We start from the raw sequence: 20,198 nt of genomic DNA, 5'->3' as shown, positions 1-20,198 counted from the left end.
GCCACCCCGGCCGTCGCGGCCCCCCACCCTGCCGCCTCCCGTTCCGCGACCCGCGTCCGCGGTCCGGGCCTCCCCCAGGAGCGCTCCCTTGCCCACCTCCGCCCCCGCCCGCAGAAGGCGGCTCGCCGCCGCCACCACCGCGCTCGCGGCGCTCGGCCTCTCGGTCGGCGCCGGGCTCACGCTCGCGCCCACCGCCACCGCCACCCCGCCGAGCAGCAAGGACGTCACCGCCACCCTGTTCGAGTGGAGGTTCGACTCGGTGGCCAAGGCGTGCACCGACACCCTCGGCCCCAAGGGCTACGGCTTCGTCGAGGTCTCCCCGGCCCAGGAGCACATCCAGGGCGCCCAGTGGTGGACCTCCTACCAGCCCGTCAGCTACCAGATCGCCGGTCGGCTCGGCGACCGCGCCTCGTTCCGGAACATGGTCAACACCTGCCACGCCGCGGGCGTCAAGGTGATCGCCGACGCGGTGGTCAACCACATGAGCGCGGGCAGCGGCACCGGCACCGGCGGCACCGCCTACACCAAGTACACCTACCCGGGTTACTACCAGGACCAGGACTTCCACTCCTGCCGGACGTCGATCAGCAACTACGGCGACCGCTCCAACGTGCAGAACTGCGAGCTGGTCGGCCTCGCCGACCTGAACACCGGCTCCGGCTACGTCCAGCAGACCATCGCCGCCTACCTGAACGACCTGCTGACCCTGGGCGTCGACGGCTTCCGGATCGACGCGGCCAAGCACATCGCGGCGAGCGACCTGGCCGCCATCAAGTCCAAGGTGAGCAACCCGAACGCGTACTGGGTGCAGGAGGTCATCTACGGCGCGGGCGAGGCCGTCCAGCCCTCCGAGTACACCGGCAACGGGGACGTCGACGAGTTCCGCTCGGCGACCTGGCTGAAGAGCGCCTTCAACGGCGGCAAGATCTCCGACCTGCAGAGCTGGGGCAGCGGCCTGCTCGGCTCCGCCCAGGCCCGCACCTTCGTCGACAACTGGGACACCGAGCGCAACGGCTCGACCCTGAACTACAAGTACGGCTCCGCCTACACGCTGGCCAACGTCTTCCTGCTGGCCGACCCGTACGGCTCGCCGAACGTCTACTCCGGCTACGCGTTCGGCGGCAACGACGACGGCCCGCCGAACGGCGGCACGGTCGACGCCTGCTACCAGGACGGCTGGAACTGCACCCACGCCTGGCGCCAGGTGGCCAACATGGTCGGCTTCCGCAACGCGGTCTCCGGCACCGGCATGACCAACTGGTGGTCCAACGGCAACAACGCGATCGGCTTCGGCCGCGGCAGCAAGGGCTACGTGGCGATCAACCGGGAGTCCGGCCCGATCACCCAGACTTTCCAGACCTCGCTGCCGGCCGGCACCTACTGCGACGTCCAGCACGGCGACCCGGTGAACGGCGGCTGCACCGGCCAGACCTACACCGTCGGTTCGGACGGCAGGTTCACCGCCACCGTCGGCGCGGGCGACGCGGTCGCCCTGTACGTCGGCGCGGGTGGCGGCTCCACCGCGAGCCCGACCCCGACCCCGTCGGCCTCGGCCTCGCCGTCCGGCAGCGGCAACAGCGCCACCGTCTTCTACGCGACCGACAGGAACTGGTCGGCCTACGACCTGCACTACGCGCCCACCGGCGGTGCCTGGACCACCGTGCCCGGCGTGGCCATGGAGGCGGCCTGCACCGGCTGGGTGAAGAAGACCGTCAGCCTCGGCACCGCCACCGGCCTCGCCGCCACCTTCAACAACGGCAACGGCACCTGGGACAACAACGGCGGCAACAACTACGCCCTGGGCACCGGGAACGTCACCGTCAAGGGCGGCGCGACCGGCTCCGGCGACCCGTGTGCCACCGCCTCGCCGTCGGCCACCGCCACCCCCTCGGCGTCCGCGTCCCCGTCGGTCGGTTCCGGCGCGTCCTTCGCGGTCACCGCCACCACCGTGGTCGGCCAGAACGTCTACGTGGTCGGCGACGCGGCCGAGCTGGGCGGCTGGGACACCGCCAAGGCGCTGCCGCTGTCCTCCGCCGCCTACCCGGTCTGGAAGCTGGACGTGGCGCTGAACGCCGGCACCGCCGTCCAGTACAAGTACGTCCGCAAGGACGCCGCCGGGAACGTCACCTGGGAGAGCGGCGCCAACCGCACCGCGACCGTCCCCGCCTCCGGCAAGGTCGTCCTGAACGACACCTGGCGCAGCTGAGCCCGGCCGGGCCGGAGGCCGTGGCCCGGAGGTCACGGCCCGGGCGGTCAAACCGCCCGAACGGATGGAATCCCGGCTCCGGGGGAGCCGGGATTCCATCCGCGCTGGAAGCATCGGGCGGGTGAGCACCACCACCCCCACCCCTACCCTCCAGCCCCCCAACCCCGTCCTGGACGTCGAACTCTGCGGCGGCCGCTGGGACGGGCACCGCAAGCGGGTCCGTCCCGGCGCGCCGCCGCCGTCGTTGCGGATGGTGCTGCGCGCCGAACTCCCCGACCCGGCGCGCGGCGAGCAGTGGCCCACCACCAGCGTGTACCGCTTCGACCCGGACGGGCCGCGGCCGCGCTACCGCCACTCGCACGACGAGTGAGGGGCCCGGCCCCCGCGGCCCGGCCCCGTCCTCAGCCCCGGCCCCGTCCTCAGCCCCGGCCGATGTACGGCATCGCGGTGGCCATCACGGTGGCGAACTGCACGTTCGCCTCCAGCGGCAGTTCCGCCATGTGACGCACCGTCCGGGCCACGTCCGCGACGTCCATGGTCGGTTCGGGCGCGGTCCGGCCGTCCGCCTGCCGCACCCCCGCGCCCATCGCCGCCGTCATGTCGGTGGCCGCGTTGCCGATGTCGATCTGCCCGCAGGCGATCCGGTACGGGCGGCCCTCCAGCGACAGGGCGCGGGTCAGGCCGGTGACGGCGTGCTTGGTCGCGGTGTAGGCGACGGCGTGCGGGCGGGGCACGTGCGCCGAGATCGAGCCGTTGTTGACGATCCGTCCGCCCTGCGGGTCCTGCTCCTTCATCCGGCGGAAGGCGGCCCGCGCGCAGAGGAACGCGCCGGTCAGGTTGAGGTCGACCACGGCCCGCCAGTCGGCCGCCGACACCTCCTCCACCGGGGCGGGGCGGCCGAACGTCCCGGCGTTGTTGAACAGCAGGTCGATCCGGCCGAAGTGCCCGGTCGCGGCGTCGAACAGCGCCTCCACCCGCTCCTCGTCGGTGACGTCGGCGGGCACCACCAGCACCCGGTCCGGTCCGAGCCCGGCGGCGGTCTCCGCCAGCGGGGCGGCCCGGCGCCCGGCCAGCACCAGCCGCCAGCCGGCCGAGGCGAGTTCGCGGGCCACGGCGCGGCCGACGCCGCTGCCCGCACCGGTGATCACGGCAACCTGCTGGGACACGCGCACACTCCTCGGGGTGGTCTCCGGACCGGGAACCCCCATGATCGCCGGGTCGGGGCGCCGCGTCAGCCGGAGGAACGTCCAATCCGGGGCGCGCCGGGCACCCCGCCGACCGGCCGGGCACCCCGCCGACCGGCCGCGCAGCCCTGCCGGGCACCCCCGCCGACCGGCCGCGCACCCCGCCGGGCACCCCCGCCGACCGGCCGGAACCACCCCCGCCGACCGGCGGGTCGTGGGCCCTGTCGCAACCGGTTCCGGGGGGCGGTACGTCATAGGATCACGGGAGGTCCGGACCGGCGCAGCGCGCCAGGCCGGGCCGCACCCGGGATGTGCCGGTGGCAGTGTCGCGGCCGTCCCGACACTCACTGACCAGGGCCTGCACCCGGTTGCCGGGCCGGCCCCCCTGCCCGGAGAGAACCACCGTGCTGCCGCAGCCCCGCTCCGTCGTCCGTCGCCCGTGGGCGGCCGCCGCCGCCCTGCTCGCCCTCGCCGTGCCGCTCGCCGCCTGCGGCGGGTCCGGCGGCGCGGGCGACGCCCGGGCGGCGATCACCACCGACCACGGCCCCGCGAAGTCCGCCGCCCCGGCGAGCAGCGCGCCGCCGCCGAAGCCGTCCAAGGTGCTGATGCCGACCGGCCCGGCGGCCCAGCTCTCCAAGGTCCGGGACACCAAGGCGGGCCCGATCATGATGACCACCCTGCAGGGCGCCAAGTCCGGGGTCAGCGGCAAGGTCTGGGTCTGGCTGCCGCCGCAGTACGACGACCCGAAGTACGCGAAGACCGGCTTCCCGGTGCTGACCCTGTACGCGGGCGGGCAGAGCGCGGGCTACAACACCTGGACCGACAACCAGCTGCCGATCCAGGAGGTCGACCAGCAGCTGGTCGAGCAGGGCCGGGCCCACCCGTTCATCATGATCATGCCGGTGCAGAACCTGGACTCCAACGAGGCCAAGGCGCTGGAGTGCGCCGACATCCCCGGCCAGCCGAAGATCGGCACCTGGATGGCCGAGGACGTCCCGGACTTCGTCCGCGCCAACTTCCGCACGGTCCGGGGCCGGGACGGCTGGTCCGTGATGGGCGCCTCCACCGGCGCGTTCTGCAGTGCCAAGCTCGCCCTCCAGCACCCCGACGTGTTCCGGGCCGCGGTGCCGATCGACGGCTACTGGAACCCGGACTCGCCGCTGTGGAAGGGCCACGAGCAGGAGCGGCTGGCCAACAGCCCCGACCAGCTGATCGGTGCCGGCACCGCGGACGTGCGGATGCTGGCCACCGCGGGCGGCGCCAACGCGTACGAGACCAAGCTGGTGAAGAACTGGGTGGCCAAGGCCAAGGCCCCCACCACGGTCGAGTACTACGAGCAGCCCGGCGGCAAGCACCTCACCTCGGACTTCAAGAAGATGATCCCGAACGCGCTGGAGTGGCTGACCGCCAACACCGCCGGACCGGAGTCCGACTGAGCCCGAACCATCGCCCGCGAACGAAGGTAAAGCTTCGTCAAAAACCGTCACGGGACGCCTGGAAAACGCCCTGACCTGCCCATCAATCGGTCGTTCATTCGCCCCTGATGGAGTGTGGTCACCCTGGAGCCGTGGACCGGAGAACTGGACCGGGGTGCCGCACCGCGGCTCCCGCTCCGGCCAGCCCCAGACCGTCGTGAAGAGAGCGCCATGTCCCGTCACCTGCTGCCCGTCGGCCCCGCGACCACCCCCGCCCCGCGCGGGAACGGCACTGCCGTCCGGCCGGGCGGGGTGCCCGCCGCCCCGGCCGCCGAGCTCGTGCCGTTCGCCGGACTGCGCCTGGTGCACGCCGCCGTCCGGCGCGACCTCGCCCGCATCCCGCAGGCGCTGCGCCTGCTCCAGCCCGAGGACCACGAGTCGGCCGAGGCGCTCAAGCGGCACTGGGACTTCGTCACCGCCATGGTCACCTGCCACCACGAGCAGCAGGACACCCGGCTGTGGCCGGTGCTGCGCCGCTTCGCGCCCGAGCTGCGGCTGCTGCTGAACTGGCTGGAGTCCGACCACCACAACCTCGACCAGTGCTTCACCCGCACCACCACCCTGGTCGGCATCGCCACCCGCGACCCGGCCAGCGCCTGGCCCGTCTCGTACGCGGTCGAGGAGCTGGCCGCCCGGGTGGAGACCCACCTGCGGATCGAGGAGCGCCAGCTGCTGCCCCGGATGGAGGGCGTCTTCCAGCCCGGCTCCCGGATCGGCACCCTGCCCGAACTGCTCGACCTGCTGCGCTTCGCCGACGGCCCGTCCGCGTCCGACGCCCTGGTGTGGCTGCTGGAGGGCGTCGACCCGGCGCAGGTCGACCGGCTGCTCGCCGACTGCGACGACGAGACGGCGCGGCACTGGCCGCACTGGCGCGACACCTACGCCCGCTGCACCGACCGGCTGTGGGGGCCGGCCGGGCAGTGAACGGCGCCCCGGAGCCGTCCGGGGCGTGAGCAGCACGACCCGGACGTGATGTCCCGGCGGGACTGATGTCCCGCCGGGACATTTTCAGGAGTACGGTGGGGCCATGAGCACCGACCAGCCCGCACCGCAGGCCGCGCCCGGCACCGGGCCCGGCCCCGGAACGGGCACCCCCGGCGCTCCCGCCGAGGCCGGGCGGCGCGACCGCAAGGCCCGCCGCACCCGCGAGACGATGGCCGCCGCCGCCCTGCGCCTCACCCTGGCGCACGGCCTCGCCGCCCTCGCCGTCGAGGACGTCACCGACGCCGCCGACGTCTCCCGGCGCACCTTCAGCCGGCACTTCGCCTCCCGCGAGGACGCCGTGCTGGACTGCCTGCGCGCCGACTTCGCCCGGATCAACGCCGCCCTGGCCGCCCGGCCCGCCGCCGAGCCGCCGGTCGCCGCCTACCGGGCCGCCGTCGCCGCCTGGGTGCACGACCCCGACCCCGAGCACCCCGCCTGGCACCGCCGCCCCGGCATGCGCGACCTGTTCGTCCTGATCGACGAGGAGCCCGCGCTGACCGCCGCCTTCCGGCGGATCGCGGTCGCCGAGGAGGAGCGCTCGATCCGGCTGGTCGCCGACCGCCTCGGCCTGCACCCGGAGACCGACCTGCGCCCCGCCGTCGCCGTCGGCCTCGGCGTGGCCGCCCTGCACGCCGCCACCCGCACCTGGGTGCGCGACCCCGCGGGCGACCTGCCCACCCTGCTCGACCGCGCCTTCGACCTGGCGGCGGCCGAACCCCCGAGCTGACCGACCGTCGGCCCGCGGACCGCACCGGCACCACCCGCGCCCACCCCTGCGCGGCGTACGAGAGGAACCACCCATGACCACCCAGGAGCCCGCCACCCGGGAGTTCGCCGACCGGGAGTTCGCCGGCCGCACCGCCTTCGTCACCGGAGGTGCCTCCGGCATCGGCCTGGCGATCGCCACCCTGCTCGCCGAGCGCGGCGCGAACGTCGCCGTCGCCGACTACGACCTGGACGGCGCCCGCGAAGCCGCCGCCGCCATCGGGGCCACCGGCGCCCGGGCACTGGCCGTGCAGCTCGACGTCACCGACCCGGCCTCGGTGCAGGCCGCCGTCCGGGCCACCGTCGAGGGCCTCGGCCCGCTCAGCCTCGCCGTCAACAACGCGGGCATCGGCGGCCCGGTCGCCCCCACCGGCGAGTACGACCCCGAGGCGTGGCGCCGGGTGCTGGCCACCAACCTGGACGGCGTCTTCTACTCGCTGCGCCACGAACTGCCGGAGATCCTGGCGGCCGGCGGCGGCTCGGTCGTCAACATGGCCTCCATCCTCGGCACCAACGGCTTCGCCGGCTCGCCCGCGTACGTCGCCGCCAAGCACGGCGTGGTCGGCCTCACCAAGACCGCCGCGATCGAGTACGCCGCGCAGGGCGTGCGGGTCAACGCGGTCGGCCCCGGCTTCATCGACACCCCGCTGCTCAAGGACACCGACCCGGCCGGCCGCGAACTGCTGATCTCGCTGCACCCCGCCGGGCGGCTCGGCCGCGCCGAGGAGGTCGCCGAGCTGACCGCCTTCCTGCTGTCCGACCGGGCGTCCTTCGTCACCGGCAGCTACCACCTGGTCGACGGCGGCTACGCCGCCCGCTGACCCGTCGTCGGGGGGCCCGTCCGCGGGGGGATCCGCGCGCGAAGGAGCGTCGAACATGAAGGCAGTCCAGTACCGCACCGTCGGCGGCCACCCCGAGGTGGTCACCGTCCCCGACCCCGAACCCGGCCCCGGGCAGGTCCTGCTGAAGGTCACCGCCGCGGGCGTCTGCCACTCCGACATCGCGGTGATGAGCTGGTCGGCCGAGCAGCTGCCCTTCCCGCTGCCGCTGACCCTCGGCCACGAGGGCGTCGGCACCGTCGCCGCCCTCGGCGCGGGCGTCACCGGCTTCACCGAGGGCGAGTCGGTCGCCGTGTACGGCCCGTGGGGCTGCGGCAGCTGCGCCAAGTGCGCGGAGGGCAAGGAGAACTACTGCCTGCGCGCGAACGACCTCGGCATCATGCCGCCCGGGCTGGGCGCGCCCGGCGCGATGGCCGAGTACATGGTGGTCGACGACCCGCGGCACCTCGTCCCGCTCGGCGACCTCGACCCGGTGCGCACCGTCCCGCTCACCGACGCCGGGCTGACGCCGTACCACGCGATCAAGCGCTCGCTGCCCAAGCTCGTCCCCGGCTCCACGGCGGTCGTCATCGGCACCGGCGGCCTCGGGCACGTCGCGATCCAGCTGCTGCGGGCGATGACCGCGGCCCGGGTGATCGCGCTCGACGTCACCGAGGAGAAGCTCGCGCTGGCCCGTGCCGTCGGCGCGCACGAGGCGGTGCTCTCGGACGCCGCGGCGGCCGGCAAGGTGCGCGAACTCACCGCCGGGCTGGGCGCGCAGGCCGTCCTCGACTTCGTCGGCGCCCCGCCCACCACCGCCCTGGCCGGGCAGTTGGCCGCCGTCGAGGGCGACGTCACCATCGTCGGCATCGGCGGCGGCACCCTGGCGGTCGGCTTCGGCGCGCTCCCGTACGAGGTCTCCGTCACCTCCCCGTACTGGGGCAGCCGCTCCGAGCTGATCGAGGTCCTCGACCTGGCCCGGGCCGGCGCGGTCGACGTGCACGTCGAGACGTACGGCATCGACGAGGCGCCGCTCGCCTACGAGCGGCTGCACGCCGGGAAGATCAACGGCCGGGCGGTGATCCTGCCCAACGGCTGACCCGGTCCGGGGTGCGGCAGCGGCGGAGCCGGGCGCCGTCGCACCCCGCGCCTACACTCGGGCGCATGGAGACCTACATCGCCTTCCTGCGGGCGGTCAACGTCGGCGGCCGCACCGTGAAGATGGACCGGTTGCGGGAGCTGTTCGCGGAGCTGGGCCTGGAGGGCGTGCGGACGTACATCCAGAGCGGGAACGTCTTCTTCCGCACCGCCGAGACCGACCGGGCGGCGCTGGGCGCCCGGATCGAGGCGGCCCTGGAGGCCGGGCTCGGGTACCCGGTGCCGGTGATGCTGCGCACGGTCGAGGAGGTCGAGGCGCTGCTCGCGCTCGACCCGTTCGCGGCGGTGGAGGTCACCGAGGACGAGCGGCTGTGCGTGCTGTTCCTGTCCGAGCCGCTGCCGGAGGAGGTCACGGCCGCGCTGCCGGTCGCCTCGCCGAAGGGCGACTGGGAGATGATCGGCGCCACCGCGGGCGCGGCGTTCGTGGTGATGCACGTGCGCAACGGCCGGCTGAACAGCAACCCGGCCACCGCGTTCCCCACGTCGTACCGGGGGCAGGCGACTTCGCGCTTCTTCCACACCACGGCGAAGATCGCCGCGGCGGCCCGCAAGGGCTGAGGGCGCAGGCCGCAGGCCGGGGTGGTCAGGTCCCGTCGCCCCGGGCCGAGGCGGCGAGCCGTTCGGCCAGCGCCGCGACCAGTGCGCGGAGTTCGGCCGGCCGGTCGATCGTGAACGGGCGGTCGAGGGCGGCCAGCACGCCCGGCACCCAGTCGAGCCGGGCCACCCGCAGGTCGACCTCCGACCAGCCGTCGGCGTCCGGCCCTCCGACCAGGGCCAGGCCGGCCGGGAAGTGCGCGCGGATCCGCGCGGCGTCCGCCCGGATCCGCAGCCGGACGTGGTGGCGGTGCGGGGCGGTGGCCAGGGCGTGCAGGACGCGGTCGGCCGGATCGGGGCCGGGCGGCGGGACGAAGGTGCCGGGCAGCGGGCGGGGCGCGGCCAGCCGGTCGAGGCGGAACAGGCGCTCGGCGCGGGCGTCGGTGTCCCGGCCGGTCAGGTACCAGCGGCCCGCGTGCAGCACCAACCCGTGCGGCTGGACGGCCCGTTCACCGCTGCGGCCGTCCGCCGAGGTGTAGCGGAAGGCGAGCGGGCGGCGGTGGCGCACCGCGTCGGCGACGGTCAGCAGCGCCTCCGGGTCGGGAGGGGCGGACGCGGCGGGGGCCTCGGGTACGGCGGGGGCGGCGCCGGGCGCGGCGGGCTCGGTGGGTGCGGTGGGTGCTGGTCTGGCGGTGAAGGTCAGCGTCTCCCGCAGGGCGTCCAGGCGGTGGGCGAGCCGGCGGGGCAGCACCCGGCGGATCTTCGCGGCCGCCGTCCCGCTCGCGGCGGCGGGGACGACGGACAGCCCGGCCCGGTCCGCGAGGTCCAGGCCGAGCAGGACGGCCAGCGCCTCCTCGTCGCTGAGCATCAGCGGCGGCATCCGGTGCCCGGGCGCGAGCCGGTAGCCGCCGTAGCGGCCGCGCACCGACTCCACCGGCAGGTCGAGGTCGACCAGCTGGGAGACGTACCGGCGGACGGTGCGCTCGTCCACCTCCAGCCGTTCGGCCAGCTCCGCGACGGTGCGGACGCCGCCGGACTGCAGCAGCTCCAGCAGGGCGAGGACACGGGCCACGGGTCTGGTCATGCCGTCGATCCTCCCTCCGATACCGGGCGGATTCCGCCCGGTATCCCCTCTAGCGTCGGACCGACCGCACCGGAACGCCACCCCGGCGCGGCGTGCCGGAACGCCGGGGCGCCGCGCCGGAACACCGCAAGGGAGCCCTCGCATGCACCTCGTCTCCGTCCGCCTGATCACCGCCGACGTCGACCGGCTGGTCGCGTTCTACGAGCGGGCCACCGGCCTGACCGCCGTCCGGGCCACCCCGGACTTCGCCGAACTGCGCACCCCGGTCGGCACGTTGGCGATCGGCAGCGTCCGCACCGTGCCGCTGTTCGCGCCGGGCTCGGCCGAACCGGCCGCGAACCGCAGCGCGATCGTCGAGTTCCTGGTCGAGGACGTCGACCTGCTGCACCGCCGACTCGCCGACGGCGGCGCGGAGTTCGTCAGCGGGCCGGTGACTCTCCCGTGGGGCAACCGTGCGCTGCTGCTCCGCGACCCGGACGGCACCCTGGTCAACTTCTTCACACCCGTGACGCCGGAGGCCCGCGCCCGGCAGGGGCTCTGACGATCCGTCAGGCCGGAGTGGGCCGGTCCGGCTGCTGTAGGGTGCGCAGCCACACCAGCAGCAGCGCCGTCTCCGCCTCGCCCAGCGCGGTGGCGCGCTGCTTCAGTTGCGCCTCCAACTGGCGGGCGGCGGCGGTGAGCCGGTCCTCGGCGGGGGCGGGCGCGGCGGCCGACTCGTCCAGGCAGGAGGCGAAGACCGCGTCCCGGACCCGGGTCGGCAGGGCGGGGTCGGCGAACCGCTCCGGCTGGGAGAGCAGGCTCAGGGTGACGCCGACGTTGGCCGCCAGGATCGCCTGCGCGGCCTCCTCGGCGGGGATCCGCAGCGCGCCGACCGCCGCGCACCGCTCCAGGGTGCGCTTGAGCAACTCGAAGATCCGGTCGGCGGTTTCGGGCACCTCGGGCAGCACGGGGGAGAACATCAGCCGGTACAGCGCCCGGTGGGACAGCGCGAAGTCCACGTGGTCGTCCCAGCCCGCGCGCAGGTCGGCCACCGGGTCGCCGGTGACGGCCAGGCTCTGCTTGCGGCCGACGTAGCGCTCGAAGCCGTGCGCGACCAGCGCGGTCAGCAGGCCGTTCTTGTCGCCGAACAGCCGGTACAGGACGGGCTGCTTCACGCCGACCGCCTCGCACACCGCGCGGGTCGAGACGTCGTTGTCGGGGGACTCGGCGAGCAGGTCCTCGGCGGCTTCGAGCATCCGGGAGCGGAGGTCGCCGGTGCCCCTGGGGGCGGTGGCGGCGCTGGCGTCACTCATGACCTGTGCTCGCTTCCTTCCTGGGGGCTGGGTGGGGGCCGGGGGCCGGGGGCTCGGGGGCGCTGGACCCGGGCCAGCGTAGTGGAGCGCGGCCCGGGCCCGGAGCGGAGCGGCGGGTGGTGGCGGGGACGGGGTGGGGGTCAGACGATGCCGCCGTTGCTGCGGATGTTCTGGCCGTTGACCCAGCGGCCCGCCGGGCCGGCCAGGAAGGCGGCCAGTTCGGCGATGTCCTCGGGGGTGCCCAGGCGCTCCAGCGGGGGCTGGGCGGCCAGCCGGTCGACGGTGGCCTGGTCCTTGCCGTCCAGGAAGAGCGGCGTGGCGGTGGGGCCGGGGGCGATCGCGTTGACGGTGACGTCCCGGCCGCGCAGTTCGCGGGCGAGCACCAGGGTGATCGCCTCGACGGCGCCCTTGGTGGCGACGTACGCGCCGTAGGCCGGGAACTGGAGCCCGACCACCGAGGTGGAGAAGTTGACCAGCGCCCCGCCCCGGCGCAGCCGGCGGGCGGCCTGCTGGGCGACCACGAAGGTGCCGCGGACGTTGGTGCGGTGCATCGCGTCGAACGCGTCCAGGTCGAGTTCGGCGATCGGGGCGAGGTGCATGGTGCCGGCGGTGTGCACCACCACGTCCAGCCCGCCGAACTCGGCCTCGACCAGGTCGAAGGCGGCGGCCATGGCCTGCTCGTCCGCGACGTCGCCGCCGACGGTCAGGGCCCGGCCGCCCGCCGCGACGACCTCCTCGGCCAGGGCCTCGGCCTTGGCCCGGTTGCCCGCGTAGTGGATCGCCACGGCCTGGCCCTCCCGGGCCAGCCGCCGGACCACGGCACGGCCGATGCCGCCGGAGCCGCCGGTGACGAGGGCGACCCGGGCCGGTGCGTCGGTGTGGGACATGGCGGAACCTCCAGCGTTGCGGCGCACCGGGTTTTCGATGCTACGGCTCTGACGCTTTCAACGATAACACGGGATCGTTTCAATGATACGGATCTGCTGTTATCGGTGAAACGTGGCTGCGCGCCGCCGGTCCTGCCGCCGCTCCGGCCCGACTACCACCCCCCGCTGATCGGGCCCCGGTCGGCCGGTGCGCCCCCGCCGTCCGCCGGGCCCAGCTCGGCCGCGATCCGGTCCAGCAGGGGCAGTGCCCGGGCCAGCAGGAGCTGTTCGGACGCGTCCAGGCTCGCGGTGAGCGCCCGGGCCAGCAGGCCCACCCGCTGCCCCCGGTCGGCCTCGATCGCGCCGCGCCCCCGCGCGGTCAGGGTCAGCACCTTCTTGCGGGCGTCGTCCGGGTGCGGCCCGGCGGTCAGGTGGCCGGCCTCGGTGAGCTCCTTGACCGTGGCGGCCATGGTCTGGTGCCGCACGCCGCGGCTCGCCGCCAGCTCCGCGGTGGTCATCGGGCCCTGCCGGTCGAGCAGGTCCAGCACCGTCGCCGGGATGGGGGCGAGCCGGTCGTGCGGTCGGCCGGCCCGGACCAGGGCGCTGATCGACGTCCGCAGCTCGGCCGCGAGCCGCTCCGCCGCGGGCTGCTCCGGTCCGGCGGGGGGTTCGGGGGAGGGGTGTGCCATGCGGTCACGCTACCAGTTGCACAGGTGGCACTGTACAGTCCAAACTGCACAGCCTTGCCTGTACATTTCCGGTGGACCCGCCGAAAGGACTCTCCGATGCGGCTGACCAAGCACGCCCACGCCTGCGTGACGCTCACCAAGGACGGCACCCGGATGGTCGTCGACCCCGGCGCCTTCACGCCCGACGCCGCGCAGGCGGTGGCCGCCGCGGAGGCGGTGCTGATCACCCACGAGCACTTCGACCACTTCGACGAGGAGCTGATCGGCGCGGCCCTGGCGGCCCGCCCCGAACTGCGGGTCTACGGCCCCGCCGCGGTGGTCGAGCGGTGGACGGCGGCCCGGCGCGGCCAGGTGACGGCCGTCGCCGCCGGGGACGGGTTCACCGCCGCCGGCTTCGAGGTCACCGTCCACGGCGACCTGCACGCCGCCATCCACCGCGACATCCCGCGCGTCGCCAACCTCGGCTACCTGGTCGACGGGCGGGTCTACCACCCGGGCGACGCCTACCACGTGCCCGAGGCCCCGGTCGGCACGCTGCTGCTGCCCGCCGCCGGGCCGTGGACCAGGACCGGCGAGGCCGCCGACTACGTCCGGGCGGTCGCCCCCGGGCGGCTGGTGCAGATCCACGAGGCGATGCTCAGCGAGATCGGCCAGCAGTCCACGGCCCGGCTGCTCGGCCCCGGGATGCTCACCGACGTCCAACTGGAGATCGTGCCGCCCGGCGACAGCATCGAGGTCTAGCACCGCGGTCCAGCACCGCGGTCCAGTGCCACGGTCCAGCGCCGCGCCGGGCGCGCGCAGCCCTCAGTGCGGGAAGGCCCGGGCCGGGCGGTGCCGGGGGAGCTCCTCGCGGAAGTCGGCGATCACGGAGGCGATCTCCCGGGTCGTGGTGGTGCCCTCCAGCCGGTCCAGGTAGAGGTTCCGGGCGGCCAGGGCCTCGACCGTGACGCCGAAGTAGAGCGTCATCAGCGGGTTGACGAACAGCGTGCTGTCACCGGTGTGCTCGGTGAAGCGGACATCGCCGAACTCGCCGCGCAGCGCCGCCGCGACCGATCCCTGCACGATGCTGGCCCGCTCGGGGCGCGCGTCGCGGGCGCGGGCCACGGCGTCCAGGTAGCAGGCGGCCTCCGGGGAGTCGGCGGGGACGGAGAACGCGCCGAGGTAGCCGCCGTCGCGTTGCAGGGCGGCCAGGTTCTCCAGCACCAGGCTGTGGCTGACGCCGTGGTGGGCATCGACGCCGAAACCCAGGCAGGCGACCAGGCGCTGCGGCACGTTGCGCAGCCCGGCGACCGCGGCCAGCGAGGCCATGTCCTCCTCGGGAGTGCCGAGTCCGGCCTCGTCGCCGCGCAGCAGGATGTCGGTGCCGCCGTCGACCAGCAGGATCGCGTCGATCCCGAGCCGCCGCACCAGCGTCCGGTAGGCGGCCCGCAGCGGCTTCACCCCGGTCGAGGCCAACGCCCAGACGGTGTCCGGCAGTTCGTGGTCCCGCAGCCAGCGGGCCAGCGAGCGCTCGGGGAACCCGGGCTCGGCGGACGGGGTGTCGGGCGTGATCCGAGCCAGGTGCGGCCCTGCCCAGGCAGCGCCGTCCAGACCGTAGTGGTGGGTGAACGACAGGTTCGCGAGGTGCACTTCGCGCCCGGCGGCCCGCAGCGCGAGTGCGATCGGCAGCCCCGCGTACACGTCGTGGCCGCCGCCCGCGCCCGCGACCAGGATGCGTTCGGCGCTCAACAGCCGGGTGAGCAGCGGGGGCTGGAGGAATGCGTCGGTGGTCATCGAGGGCGGACGGTAGCAGCCGAGCCGGGCCGGGCGGCAGCGGTTTTCCCCGCCGCTCCTCCTCCCGTTCCCGGGCGCCCGCAGCCCGCAGCCCTCAGCCCGCAGCCCTCAGTGCGGGAAGGCCCGGGGCTGGCGCTGTCGGGGCAGCGAGTCCTGGAAGCGGGCGATGGCGGAGGCGACCTGCCCGATCAGCACGGTGTGCTCCAGCCGGTCCAGGTAGAGGTTCCGGGCGGCCAGGGCCTCGACCGTGACGCCGAAGTAGAGCGTCATCAGCGGGTTGACGAACAGCGTGCTGCCGCGGGTGCGTTCGGTGAAGCGGACGTCGCCGAACTCGCCGCGCAGCGCCGCCGCGACCGATCCCTGCACGATGCTGGCCCGCTCGGGGCGCGCGTCGCGGGCGCGGGCGACGGCGTCCAGGTAGCGGGCGGCCTCGGGGGAGTCGGCGGGGCCGGGCCCGGTCGCCGAGGTGCTCGACCGGGCGGTGCGCGACGGGCGGTGGTCGCTGGTCCGGGCCGCGCTGGGGTCGCTGCGGCGGTTCGGCCCGGCGGCGGCGCCCGCGCTGCCCGCGGTCCGGGCCCTGGCGGCGCCCGCGGGCCAGGGGCGCCGAGACGGCGCTCGCCGCGGTCGGCACGCTCTGGGCGGTCGCCGCCGACCCGGACGAGGTGCTGCCGCTGCTGCTGCCCGGGCTGGACGAGGACGGCGGGCCGTTCCGTGCCCACGACCTCGACGACGTCGCGGACCTGCTCGGCGCGATCGGCCCCGCGGCCGCCGCCGCCCTGCCGCGCCTGCGCGCGCACGCGGTGGGCCGGGGTGGACGTCCGTGCACTGCGCGGCCGCCCTCCAGGCGGTCGGCGGCGCGGCCGAGGCACCGGCGGTGCTGGACGTCCTGCTCCCGGCCTGGGCGGAGAACGTCCACACCGCCCGCGTCGCCGTGCCCTGCCTGGAGCGGATGGGCCCCGCCGCGGCCCCGGCCGTCCCGCTGCTGCGGGCCTGGCTGGCGCGGCCCGACCGCGGCGGCGCGTTCAGCCGGAGTGATCGGGACGAGGAACTGCGGCACACCGCCCGCGCCACCCTCGCCGGGCTCGGTGCGGACCCCGCGTCGGACGCCCCGGACGCCGCGGACGCCCCGGCCGGCTGGCCGACCCGGTAACGCCCGGCCGACCCGGTAACGCCCGGCGGGAGGCGGGGCCGGGGGCGGCCGGTGGTCAGTGGGAGAGGACGTCCTTCAGCGCGTCCGGCGTGCGCCCGATGACGGTGTAGCCGTCGTCCGCGGTGACGATCGGCCGCTGGATCAGCTCCGGGTGCGCGGCCATCGCCGCCACCCAGCGGGCCCGGTCGGCCTCCGTCCGGCCCCAGGAGCGCAGGCCCAGCTCCTCGGCCACCGCCTCGTCCGGGCGCGCCACGTCCCACGGTTCGAGGCCCAACCGGCCCAGCACCTCGGTGAGTTCGGCGGCGGTGGGCGGGTCGTCCAGGTAGCGGCGGACGGTGTACTCCACGCCCGCCGCGTCGAGCTCGCCCAGGGCGGTGCGGCACTTGCTGCACCGCGGGTTGATCCAGATCTCCATGGCCGACCAGCGTACCCAGCGCCCGCCGCCCGCCCGGCCCCGCGACGCGGGGAACCCGGGCGGCCGGCCGGGCCGTTACCGGGCGGGGAGCGGCCGCCGGACGGGCGGGCGCCGGGCCCGGGGAGGCGCCGTGTTCGAGGCCGCGGACATCGTCGACGAGCTGATGGCCCCGGCGGGCCGCCGGGACCCGTACCCGCTGTACGAGCGGCTGCGCGCGCTCGGGCCGGTGGTGCGGGTAGACCCGTCCCTGGTGGTGGTGACGGGGTACCCGGAGGCGGAGGAGGTGCTGCGCGCACCGGGCTTCCTGGTCGCGGACGCCGCCCTGCGCGCCCAGTACGAGCCGGACTTCCTCGACCACCCCGGCCAGTACCTGCTCACCCCGTCGGTCCTGCAGCGCAACGCGCCCCACCACGGCCGGATGCGCACCCTGATCGCCTCGGTGTTCACCCCGCGCCGGGTCGCCGCGCTGGCCCCGGCCGTCACCGCCGCCGTCGAGGGCCTGCTCGACGGGTGGGCGGACCGGGCCGGCGACGGGCCGGTCGACTTCCTGGACGGCTTCGCCTTCCGGCTGCCGATCGGCGTGATCTGCGAACTGCTCGGCGTCCCGGCGGCGGACCGGCACCTGTTCCGCCCGCTCGCCGCCGACCTGACGGCCACCCTGGAGGCGACGCTGGAACCGGACGAGCTGGCCGCCGCCGACCGGGCCGCCGTCGAACTCGCCGACTACTTCGCCGCGCTGGCCGCCGAGCGGCGCGCCGACCCGCGGGACGACCTGGTCAGCGTCCTGGTGCGGACCGCCGACGCGGACCCGGGCCGGCTGTCCGACCGGGAGCTGATCGCCAACCTCGCGCTACTGCTGGTCGCCGGGTTCGAGACCACCGGCAACCTGCTCGGCAACGCCCTGGCCCGGCTGTTCGCGCACCCGGAGGCCGCCGACGCCCTGCGGGACGGCACCCTCGACGCGGGCGCGCTGGTCGACGAGGTGCTGCGGCACGACCCGCCCGTCCAGCTGACCTCCCGGATCTCCGCCGACGGCGACCGCACCGTCGCGGGCCACCCCGTCGGCCGGCACACCGGCGTCCTGCTGCTGCTCGGCGCCGCCAACCGGGATCCGCGCCGCTACCGCGACCCGGCCCGCTTCGACCCCTGGCGCTTCCAGCCCGCCACCGGCCCCGGGGCGGACCCGGACCGGCCCGCCGGGCGCCCGCTCAGCTTCGGCAGCGGGCCGCACTACTGCCTCGGCGCCCGGCTCGCCCGGCTGGAGGCCGCCACCGCGCTGCCCGCCCTGCTGCGCCGCTTCCCCGCGCTCGCCCCCGCGGGGCCGGCCGCCCGCCGGGACCGGCTGGTCCTGCGCGGTCACCGGACCCTCCCGGTGCACCTCGGGCCGCCCGGACGGTGACGCAGCTCACGGCACACCGCCCGGCCGGCCGGAACGGGCCGAAGGTCCCGAACCGTCGGGACCTTGGCGGGCGGTGACCGGGCCGGACCGCGCGCGACGATGGGAGCAGCACCGTACCCGCCCCGGCCGTCGAGGAGGTCAGCATGACAGCGCCGCCCGCCCCCGCCGACCGGCACCGGCACCGGCTCCGGTCCGTGCCCGCCCGCGCCCGCACCCGAGCCGGTCGGGACGCCCGGGACGCCCGAGCCGGCCGGAGCCGCCGGGGCCGCCGGGGCCCGCTGGGAGGCCGCGATGGCCGCGGCGCTGCGCACCCCCGCCTGGGTGCGGCTGCTGCCGGTCCTGCTGCTGGTCGCCGACCTGGTCCTGGAGTGGGCCGTCCCGCGCACCGTCGCGGCGGGCTTCCTGCTCACCGTGGCCCCGGTGGTGGTCGCGTTCAGCGCCGGCCCCGCGCTGGTCGTCGGCGCCACCGCCGCCACCGTCGCCCTGCAGGGCCTGCTCGCGCTGCGGGCCGGCCACCTCGCCGAGCAGCACCACATGTGGACGTACCTGGCCACCGCGCTGGCCGGCGCGATGGGCGCCGGACTCGCCGCGCAGCGCCGCCGCCAGGCCCGCGACCTGGTCCGGGTGCGGGCCGTCGCCGACACCCTCCAGCACACCGTGCTGCGCCCCGTCCCCGCCCGGGCCGGCGGCCTGCGCACCGCCGGGCTCTACCGCCCCGCGCAGGCGGACGTCGGCATCGGCGGCGACCTGTACGAGGTGTGCGAGACCCGGTACGGCACCCGCATCCTGCTGGGCGACGTCCGCGGCAAGGGCCTGGACGCCGTGCGCACCGTCGCCGACGTGATCGGCGCGTTCCGGGTCTCCGCCCACGAGACCGCCGACCTGGGCGAGCTCGCCGACAAGCTGGACCGGCACGTGCGCCGCGCCGCCGAACAGGACGGCGACCGCGAGCTGTTCGTCACCGCGGTGCTGGTCCAGCACCGCCCCGGCGCGGACCGGATCGACCTGGTCAACCGGGGCCACCTGGCGCCGCTGCTGCTCGCCCCGGGCAGCGTCGGCACCGCGTCCTGCCCCGAGGGCCTCCCGCTGGGCCTGGGCCACCTCGCCGCCGGCCCCGCCGAGCCGCCCGCCACCGTCCCGCTGCCGCCCGACCGCACCCTGCTGCTGCACACCGACGGCCTCACCGAGGCCCGCGACCGCACCGGCGCGTTCTACCCGCTCGCCGCCCGGCTGGCCACCCTGGCCGCCACCGGACCGGAGGCCGTCGTCGCCTTCCTGGACCGGGACGTCCGCCGCCACGCCGGCTCGCTGACCGACGACGTGGCGGTCCTGGCCTTCACCACCGGCTGAACCGCCCGGGATCCCCCGCGCGGCCCCCTCGCGGCCGGGCCCCCGCGCGGCCCCCTCGCGGCCGGGCCCCCGCACGGGCCCGGGCCGCCCTACGCGCCGTTGGTGACCGAGTTCTGGATCGCCCCGGCGGTCAGCTGGTGGTCGTCCAGCACCTGGTCGTAGGTACCCTCGGTGATCAGCCGGTTCATCGCCCGCATCAGCGCGTCGCGCAGCTGCTGGTCGTCCTTGCGCAGCGCGATGCCGAACGGCCGGGGCTGCAGCTGCGGCCCGCCGATCTCGAAGGCGCTGCCGTTGCCGACGGTCTGCACCGCGTAGGTGGCCTTCGGGTAGTCGGTGATGAAGGCGTCCGCCGGGCCCTTGAGGTTCTCGATCGCGGCGTTGTCGCTGTCCGTCTCCAGCACGGTCAGCGGGTTCCCCTCGCGCGCGCAGACCGGCTGCTGGCGCAGCACCAGGTCGTCGTGGGTGGTGCCCTTCTTGACCGTGACGGTGTGCCCGCACAGCCCCTCGATGCTGATGATGTGCTTCGGGTTGCCCTTGTCGACGGCGATGCCGATGCCCGCCATGAAGTAGTCGACGAAGTCCACGCCCGGGTTGACCTGCGCGCCGTCCTTGCCGAGGCCCTGCTCGCGCTCCTTGGTGTCGGTGATCCCGGACATCGCGACGTCGTACTTGCGGTCCAGCAGGCCCGGCAGCACGTTCGCGAACGGCCCGGCGTCCTGGAACTCCAGCTTGATGCCCAGCAGCGCGCCGAGCTTCTCCGCCAGGTGCGGGTCGAGCCCGTCCGGCTCGTTGCGGTCGTTGCGGTAGACCACCGGCGCCGCGGTGAACGAGGCGCCGACCGTCAGCACCCCCGACTTGCGCACCCGTTCCGGCAGCAGCGACCGCAGGTCCGTCTGCCGGTGCGCGGAGTCCCCGCCCCCGCCGACGACACCGCAACCGCTCGCCAGCAACGTCGCGCCTACGACGGCGGCGAGCGCGCTGCGCCCCCGCCCGGTGAACTGAACCATGGCCCGTCTCTTCCCCGTGGACGAAGCGGAACGGGACGAGCCCAGGGGC

The 20,198-nt window shown here is 75.6% G+C and carries 21 protein-coding genes and 1 pseudogene; 13 read left to right on the top strand and 9 right to left on the bottom strand.

The genetic code is table 11. The annotated features are described in order from the left end of the window. The first annotated feature begins 235 nt into the window (after positions 1 to 235). Entirely contained in the window at positions 236 to 2,206 is a 1,971-nt protein-coding gene (locus tag HUT16_RS38075) for a carbohydrate-binding module family 20 domain-containing protein (protein ID WP_254898278.1), read from the top strand. Positions 2,207 to 2,327: 121 nt separating this feature from the next. After that, on the top strand, positions 2,328 to 2,576 hold the full coding sequence (locus HUT16_RS09875; protein WP_176187453.1) for a hypothetical protein: 249 nt from the start codon (positions 2,328 to 2,330) through the stop codon (positions 2,574 to 2,576). 49 nt (positions 2,577 to 2,625) lie between these two features. Here the strand turns inward: HUT16_RS09875 and HUT16_RS09870 are convergent, their stop codons facing one another. After that, a complete protein-coding gene (locus tag HUT16_RS09870; RefSeq protein WP_176187451.1) occupies positions 2,626 to 3,414 on the bottom strand; it encodes an SDR family oxidoreductase in 789 nt (262 codons plus the stop codon). 380 nt (positions 3,415 to 3,794) lie between these two features. Between HUT16_RS09870 and HUT16_RS09865 the strand changes: the two genes are divergently transcribed. The 6 genes from HUT16_RS09865 to HUT16_RS09840 all read left to right on the top strand — a co-directional run bounded on the left by HUT16_RS09865 (position 3,795) and on the right by HUT16_RS09840 (position 9,148). Next, a complete protein-coding gene (locus HUT16_RS09865) occupies positions 3,795 to 4,826 on the top strand; it encodes an esterase family protein (protein WP_176187450.1) in 1,032 nt (343 codons plus the stop codon). A 210-nt stretch (positions 4,827 to 5,036) separates the two neighbouring features. Next, a complete protein-coding gene (locus HUT16_RS09860) occupies positions 5,037 to 5,789 on the top strand; it encodes a hemerythrin domain-containing protein (protein ID WP_176187448.1) in 753 nt (250 codons plus the stop codon). A 103-nt stretch (positions 5,790 to 5,892) separates the two neighbouring features. Further along, positions 5,893 to 6,576, top strand: coding sequence for a TetR family transcriptional regulator (locus HUT16_RS09855; protein ID WP_176187446.1), 684 nt, complete (start codon positions 5,893 to 5,895; stop codon positions 6,574 to 6,576). Between the two features lie 73 nt (positions 6,577 to 6,649). Further along, the gene (locus HUT16_RS09850) at positions 6,650 to 7,435 is read left to right on the top strand and encodes an SDR family NAD(P)-dependent oxidoreductase (protein ID WP_176187444.1); all 786 of its coding nucleotides are present in this window, start codon (positions 6,650 to 6,652) and stop codon (positions 7,433 to 7,435) included. Between the two features lie 55 nt (positions 7,436 to 7,490). Next, positions 7,491 to 8,531, top strand: a complete 1,041-nt coding sequence (locus HUT16_RS09845; protein ID WP_176187442.1) for an NAD(P)-dependent alcohol dehydrogenase — start codon at positions 7,491 to 7,493, stop codon at positions 8,529 to 8,531. Between the two features lie 65 nt (positions 8,532 to 8,596). Next, positions 8,597 to 9,148: a DUF1697 domain-containing protein gene (locus tag HUT16_RS09840; RefSeq protein WP_176187440.1), complete on the top strand. Its 552-nt coding sequence runs from the start codon at positions 8,597 to 8,599 to the stop codon at positions 9,146 to 9,148. 25 nt (positions 9,149 to 9,173) lie between these two features. Here the strand turns inward: HUT16_RS09840 and HUT16_RS09835 are convergent, their stop codons facing one another. After that, positions 9,174 to 10,208, bottom strand: coding sequence for a YafY family protein (locus tag HUT16_RS09835; RefSeq protein ID WP_176187438.1), 1,035 nt, complete (start codon positions 10,206 to 10,208; stop codon positions 9,174 to 9,176). Between the two features lie 142 nt (positions 10,209 to 10,350). Here HUT16_RS09835 and HUT16_RS09830 point away from each other — a divergent pair, with 142 nt between their 5' ends. Further along, positions 10,351 to 10,749 carry a VOC family protein gene (locus HUT16_RS09830; protein ID WP_176187436.1) on the top strand — a complete coding sequence of 133 codons (399 nt, stop codon included), beginning with the start codon at positions 10,351 to 10,353 and terminating at the stop codon, positions 10,747 to 10,749. A gap of 7 nt (positions 10,750 to 10,756) precedes the next feature. Here HUT16_RS09830 and HUT16_RS09825 read toward each other — a convergent pair whose 3' ends face one another. From HUT16_RS09825 to HUT16_RS09815, 3 genes are all read right to left on the bottom strand, one after another. Then, entirely contained in the window at positions 10,757 to 11,500 is a 744-nt protein-coding gene (locus tag HUT16_RS09825) for a TetR/AcrR family transcriptional regulator (RefSeq protein ID WP_176187434.1), read from the bottom strand. Positions 11,501 to 11,640: 140 nt separating this feature from the next. Further along, positions 11,641 to 12,387, bottom strand: a complete 747-nt coding sequence (locus tag HUT16_RS09820; RefSeq protein WP_176187432.1) for an SDR family oxidoreductase — start codon at positions 12,385 to 12,387, stop codon at positions 11,641 to 11,643. 152 nt (positions 12,388 to 12,539) lie between these two features. Then, positions 12,540 to 13,055, bottom strand: a complete 516-nt coding sequence (locus HUT16_RS09815) for a MarR family winged helix-turn-helix transcriptional regulator (protein ID WP_176187430.1) — start codon at positions 13,053 to 13,055, stop codon at positions 12,540 to 12,542. A 96-nt stretch (positions 13,056 to 13,151) separates the two neighbouring features. Between HUT16_RS09815 and HUT16_RS09810 the strand changes: the two genes are divergently transcribed. Beyond that, complete coding sequence (locus HUT16_RS09810) at positions 13,152 to 13,796, top strand: MBL fold metallo-hydrolase (RefSeq protein ID WP_176187428.1); 645 nt, start codon at positions 13,152 to 13,154, stop codon at positions 13,794 to 13,796. 63 nt (positions 13,797 to 13,859) lie between these two features. Here the strand turns inward: HUT16_RS09810 and HUT16_RS09805 are convergent, their stop codons facing one another. After that, positions 13,860 to 14,828 carry a DUF1152 domain-containing protein gene (locus HUT16_RS09805; RefSeq protein ID WP_176187426.1) on the bottom strand — a complete coding sequence of 323 codons (969 nt, stop codon included), beginning with the start codon at positions 14,826 to 14,828 and terminating at the stop codon, positions 13,860 to 13,862. Between the two features lie 108 nt (positions 14,829 to 14,936). Further along, positions 14,937 to 15,266, bottom strand: a pseudogene (locus tag HUT16_RS09800) (hypothetical protein); the annotation flags it as partial. Positions 15,267 to 15,648: 382 nt separating this feature from the next. On the opposite strand from HUT16_RS09800, the gene HUT16_RS09795 reads away from it, so the two are divergent. Next, positions 15,649 to 15,978, top strand: a complete 330-nt coding sequence (locus tag HUT16_RS09795; protein WP_176184160.1) for a hypothetical protein — start codon at positions 15,649 to 15,651, stop codon at positions 15,976 to 15,978. Positions 15,979 to 16,033: 55 nt separating this feature from the next. Here the strand turns inward: HUT16_RS09795 and HUT16_RS09790 are convergent, their stop codons facing one another. Continuing rightward, positions 16,034 to 16,393, bottom strand: a complete 360-nt coding sequence (locus tag HUT16_RS09790) for an arsenate reductase family protein (RefSeq protein WP_176187424.1) — start codon at positions 16,391 to 16,393, stop codon at positions 16,034 to 16,036. Positions 16,394 to 16,523: 130 nt separating this feature from the next. Between HUT16_RS09790 and HUT16_RS09785 the strand changes: the two genes are divergently transcribed. Together HUT16_RS09785 and HUT16_RS09780 are read left to right on the top strand one after the other, a co-directional pair. Continuing rightward, positions 16,524 to 17,792, top strand: coding sequence for a cytochrome P450 (locus tag HUT16_RS09785; RefSeq protein WP_254897736.1), 1,269 nt, complete (start codon positions 16,524 to 16,526; stop codon positions 17,790 to 17,792). Positions 17,793 to 18,083: 291 nt separating this feature from the next. After that, positions 18,084 to 19,142 (top strand): PP2C family protein-serine/threonine phosphatase, encoded by a 1,059-nt coding sequence (locus HUT16_RS09780; RefSeq protein WP_176187422.1) that lies wholly within the window; start codon positions 18,084 to 18,086, stop codon positions 19,140 to 19,142. 89 nt (positions 19,143 to 19,231) lie between these two features. Here the strand turns inward: HUT16_RS09780 and HUT16_RS09775 are convergent, their stop codons facing one another. Continuing rightward, positions 19,232 to 20,149 (bottom strand): ABC transporter substrate-binding protein, encoded by a 918-nt coding sequence (locus HUT16_RS09775; protein ID WP_176187420.1) that lies wholly within the window; start codon positions 20,147 to 20,149, stop codon positions 19,232 to 19,234. Positions 20,150 to 20,198: the final 49 nt, after the last annotated feature.

The organism is Kitasatospora sp. NA04385, assembly GCF_013364235.1.
Taxonomy (GTDB): domain Bacteria; phylum Actinomycetota; class Actinomycetes; order Streptomycetales; family Streptomycetaceae; genus Kitasatospora.
Note: the sequence above shows the minus strand (reverse complement) of the source record. Positions and strands in the feature narration are given on the sequence as shown.

Excerpts from the sequence above, each read along its gene's own strand:
- HUT16_RS09870 (WP_176187451.1), bottom strand. The coding sequence starts at position 3,414 with ATGGGGGTTCCCGGTCCGGAGACCACCCCGAGGAGTGTGCGCGTGTCC.
- HUT16_RS09860 (WP_176187448.1), top strand. The coding sequence starts at position 5,037 with ATGTCCCGTCACCTGCTGCCCGTCGGCCCCGCGACCACCCCCGCCCCG.
- HUT16_RS09855 (WP_176187446.1), top strand. The coding sequence starts at position 5,893 with ATGAGCACCGACCAGCCCGCACCGCAGGCCGCGCCCGGCACCGGGCCC.
- HUT16_RS09850 (WP_176187444.1), top strand. The coding sequence starts at position 6,650 with ATGACCACCCAGGAGCCCGCCACCCGGGAGTTCGCCGACCGGGAGTTC.
- HUT16_RS09845 (WP_176187442.1), top strand. The coding sequence starts at position 7,491 with ATGAAGGCAGTCCAGTACCGCACCGTCGGCGGCCACCCCGAGGTGGTC.
- HUT16_RS09840 (WP_176187440.1), top strand. The coding sequence starts at position 8,597 with ATGGAGACCTACATCGCCTTCCTGCGGGCGGTCAACGTCGGCGGCCGC.
- HUT16_RS09835 (WP_176187438.1), bottom strand. The coding sequence starts at position 10,208 with ATGACCAGACCCGTGGCCCGTGTCCTCGCCCTGCTGGAGCTGCTGCAG.
- HUT16_RS09830 (WP_176187436.1), top strand. The coding sequence starts at position 10,351 with ATGCACCTCGTCTCCGTCCGCCTGATCACCGCCGACGTCGACCGGCTG.
- HUT16_RS09825 (WP_176187434.1), bottom strand. The coding sequence starts at position 11,500 with ATGAGTGACGCCAGCGCCGCCACCGCCCCCAGGGGCACCGGCGACCTC.
- HUT16_RS09820 (WP_176187432.1), bottom strand. The coding sequence starts at position 12,387 with ATGTCCCACACCGACGCACCGGCCCGGGTCGCCCTCGTCACCGGCGGC.
- HUT16_RS09815 (WP_176187430.1), bottom strand. The coding sequence starts at position 13,055 with ATGGCACACCCCTCCCCCGAACCCCCCGCCGGACCGGAGCAGCCCGCG.
- HUT16_RS09810 (WP_176187428.1), top strand. The coding sequence starts at position 13,152 with ATGCGGCTGACCAAGCACGCCCACGCCTGCGTGACGCTCACCAAGGAC.
- HUT16_RS09805 (WP_176187426.1), bottom strand. The coding sequence starts at position 14,828 with ATGACCACCGACGCATTCCTCCAGCCCCCGCTGCTCACCCGGCTGTTG.
- HUT16_RS09790 (WP_176187424.1), bottom strand. The coding sequence starts at position 16,393 with ATGGAGATCTGGATCAACCCGCGGTGCAGCAAGTGCCGCACCGCCCTG.
- HUT16_RS09780 (WP_176187422.1), top strand. The coding sequence starts at position 18,084 with ATGGCCGCGGCGCTGCGCACCCCCGCCTGGGTGCGGCTGCTGCCGGTC.
- HUT16_RS09775 (WP_176187420.1), bottom strand. The coding sequence starts at position 20,149 with ATGGTTCAGTTCACCGGGCGGGGGCGCAGCGCGCTCGCCGCCGTCGTA.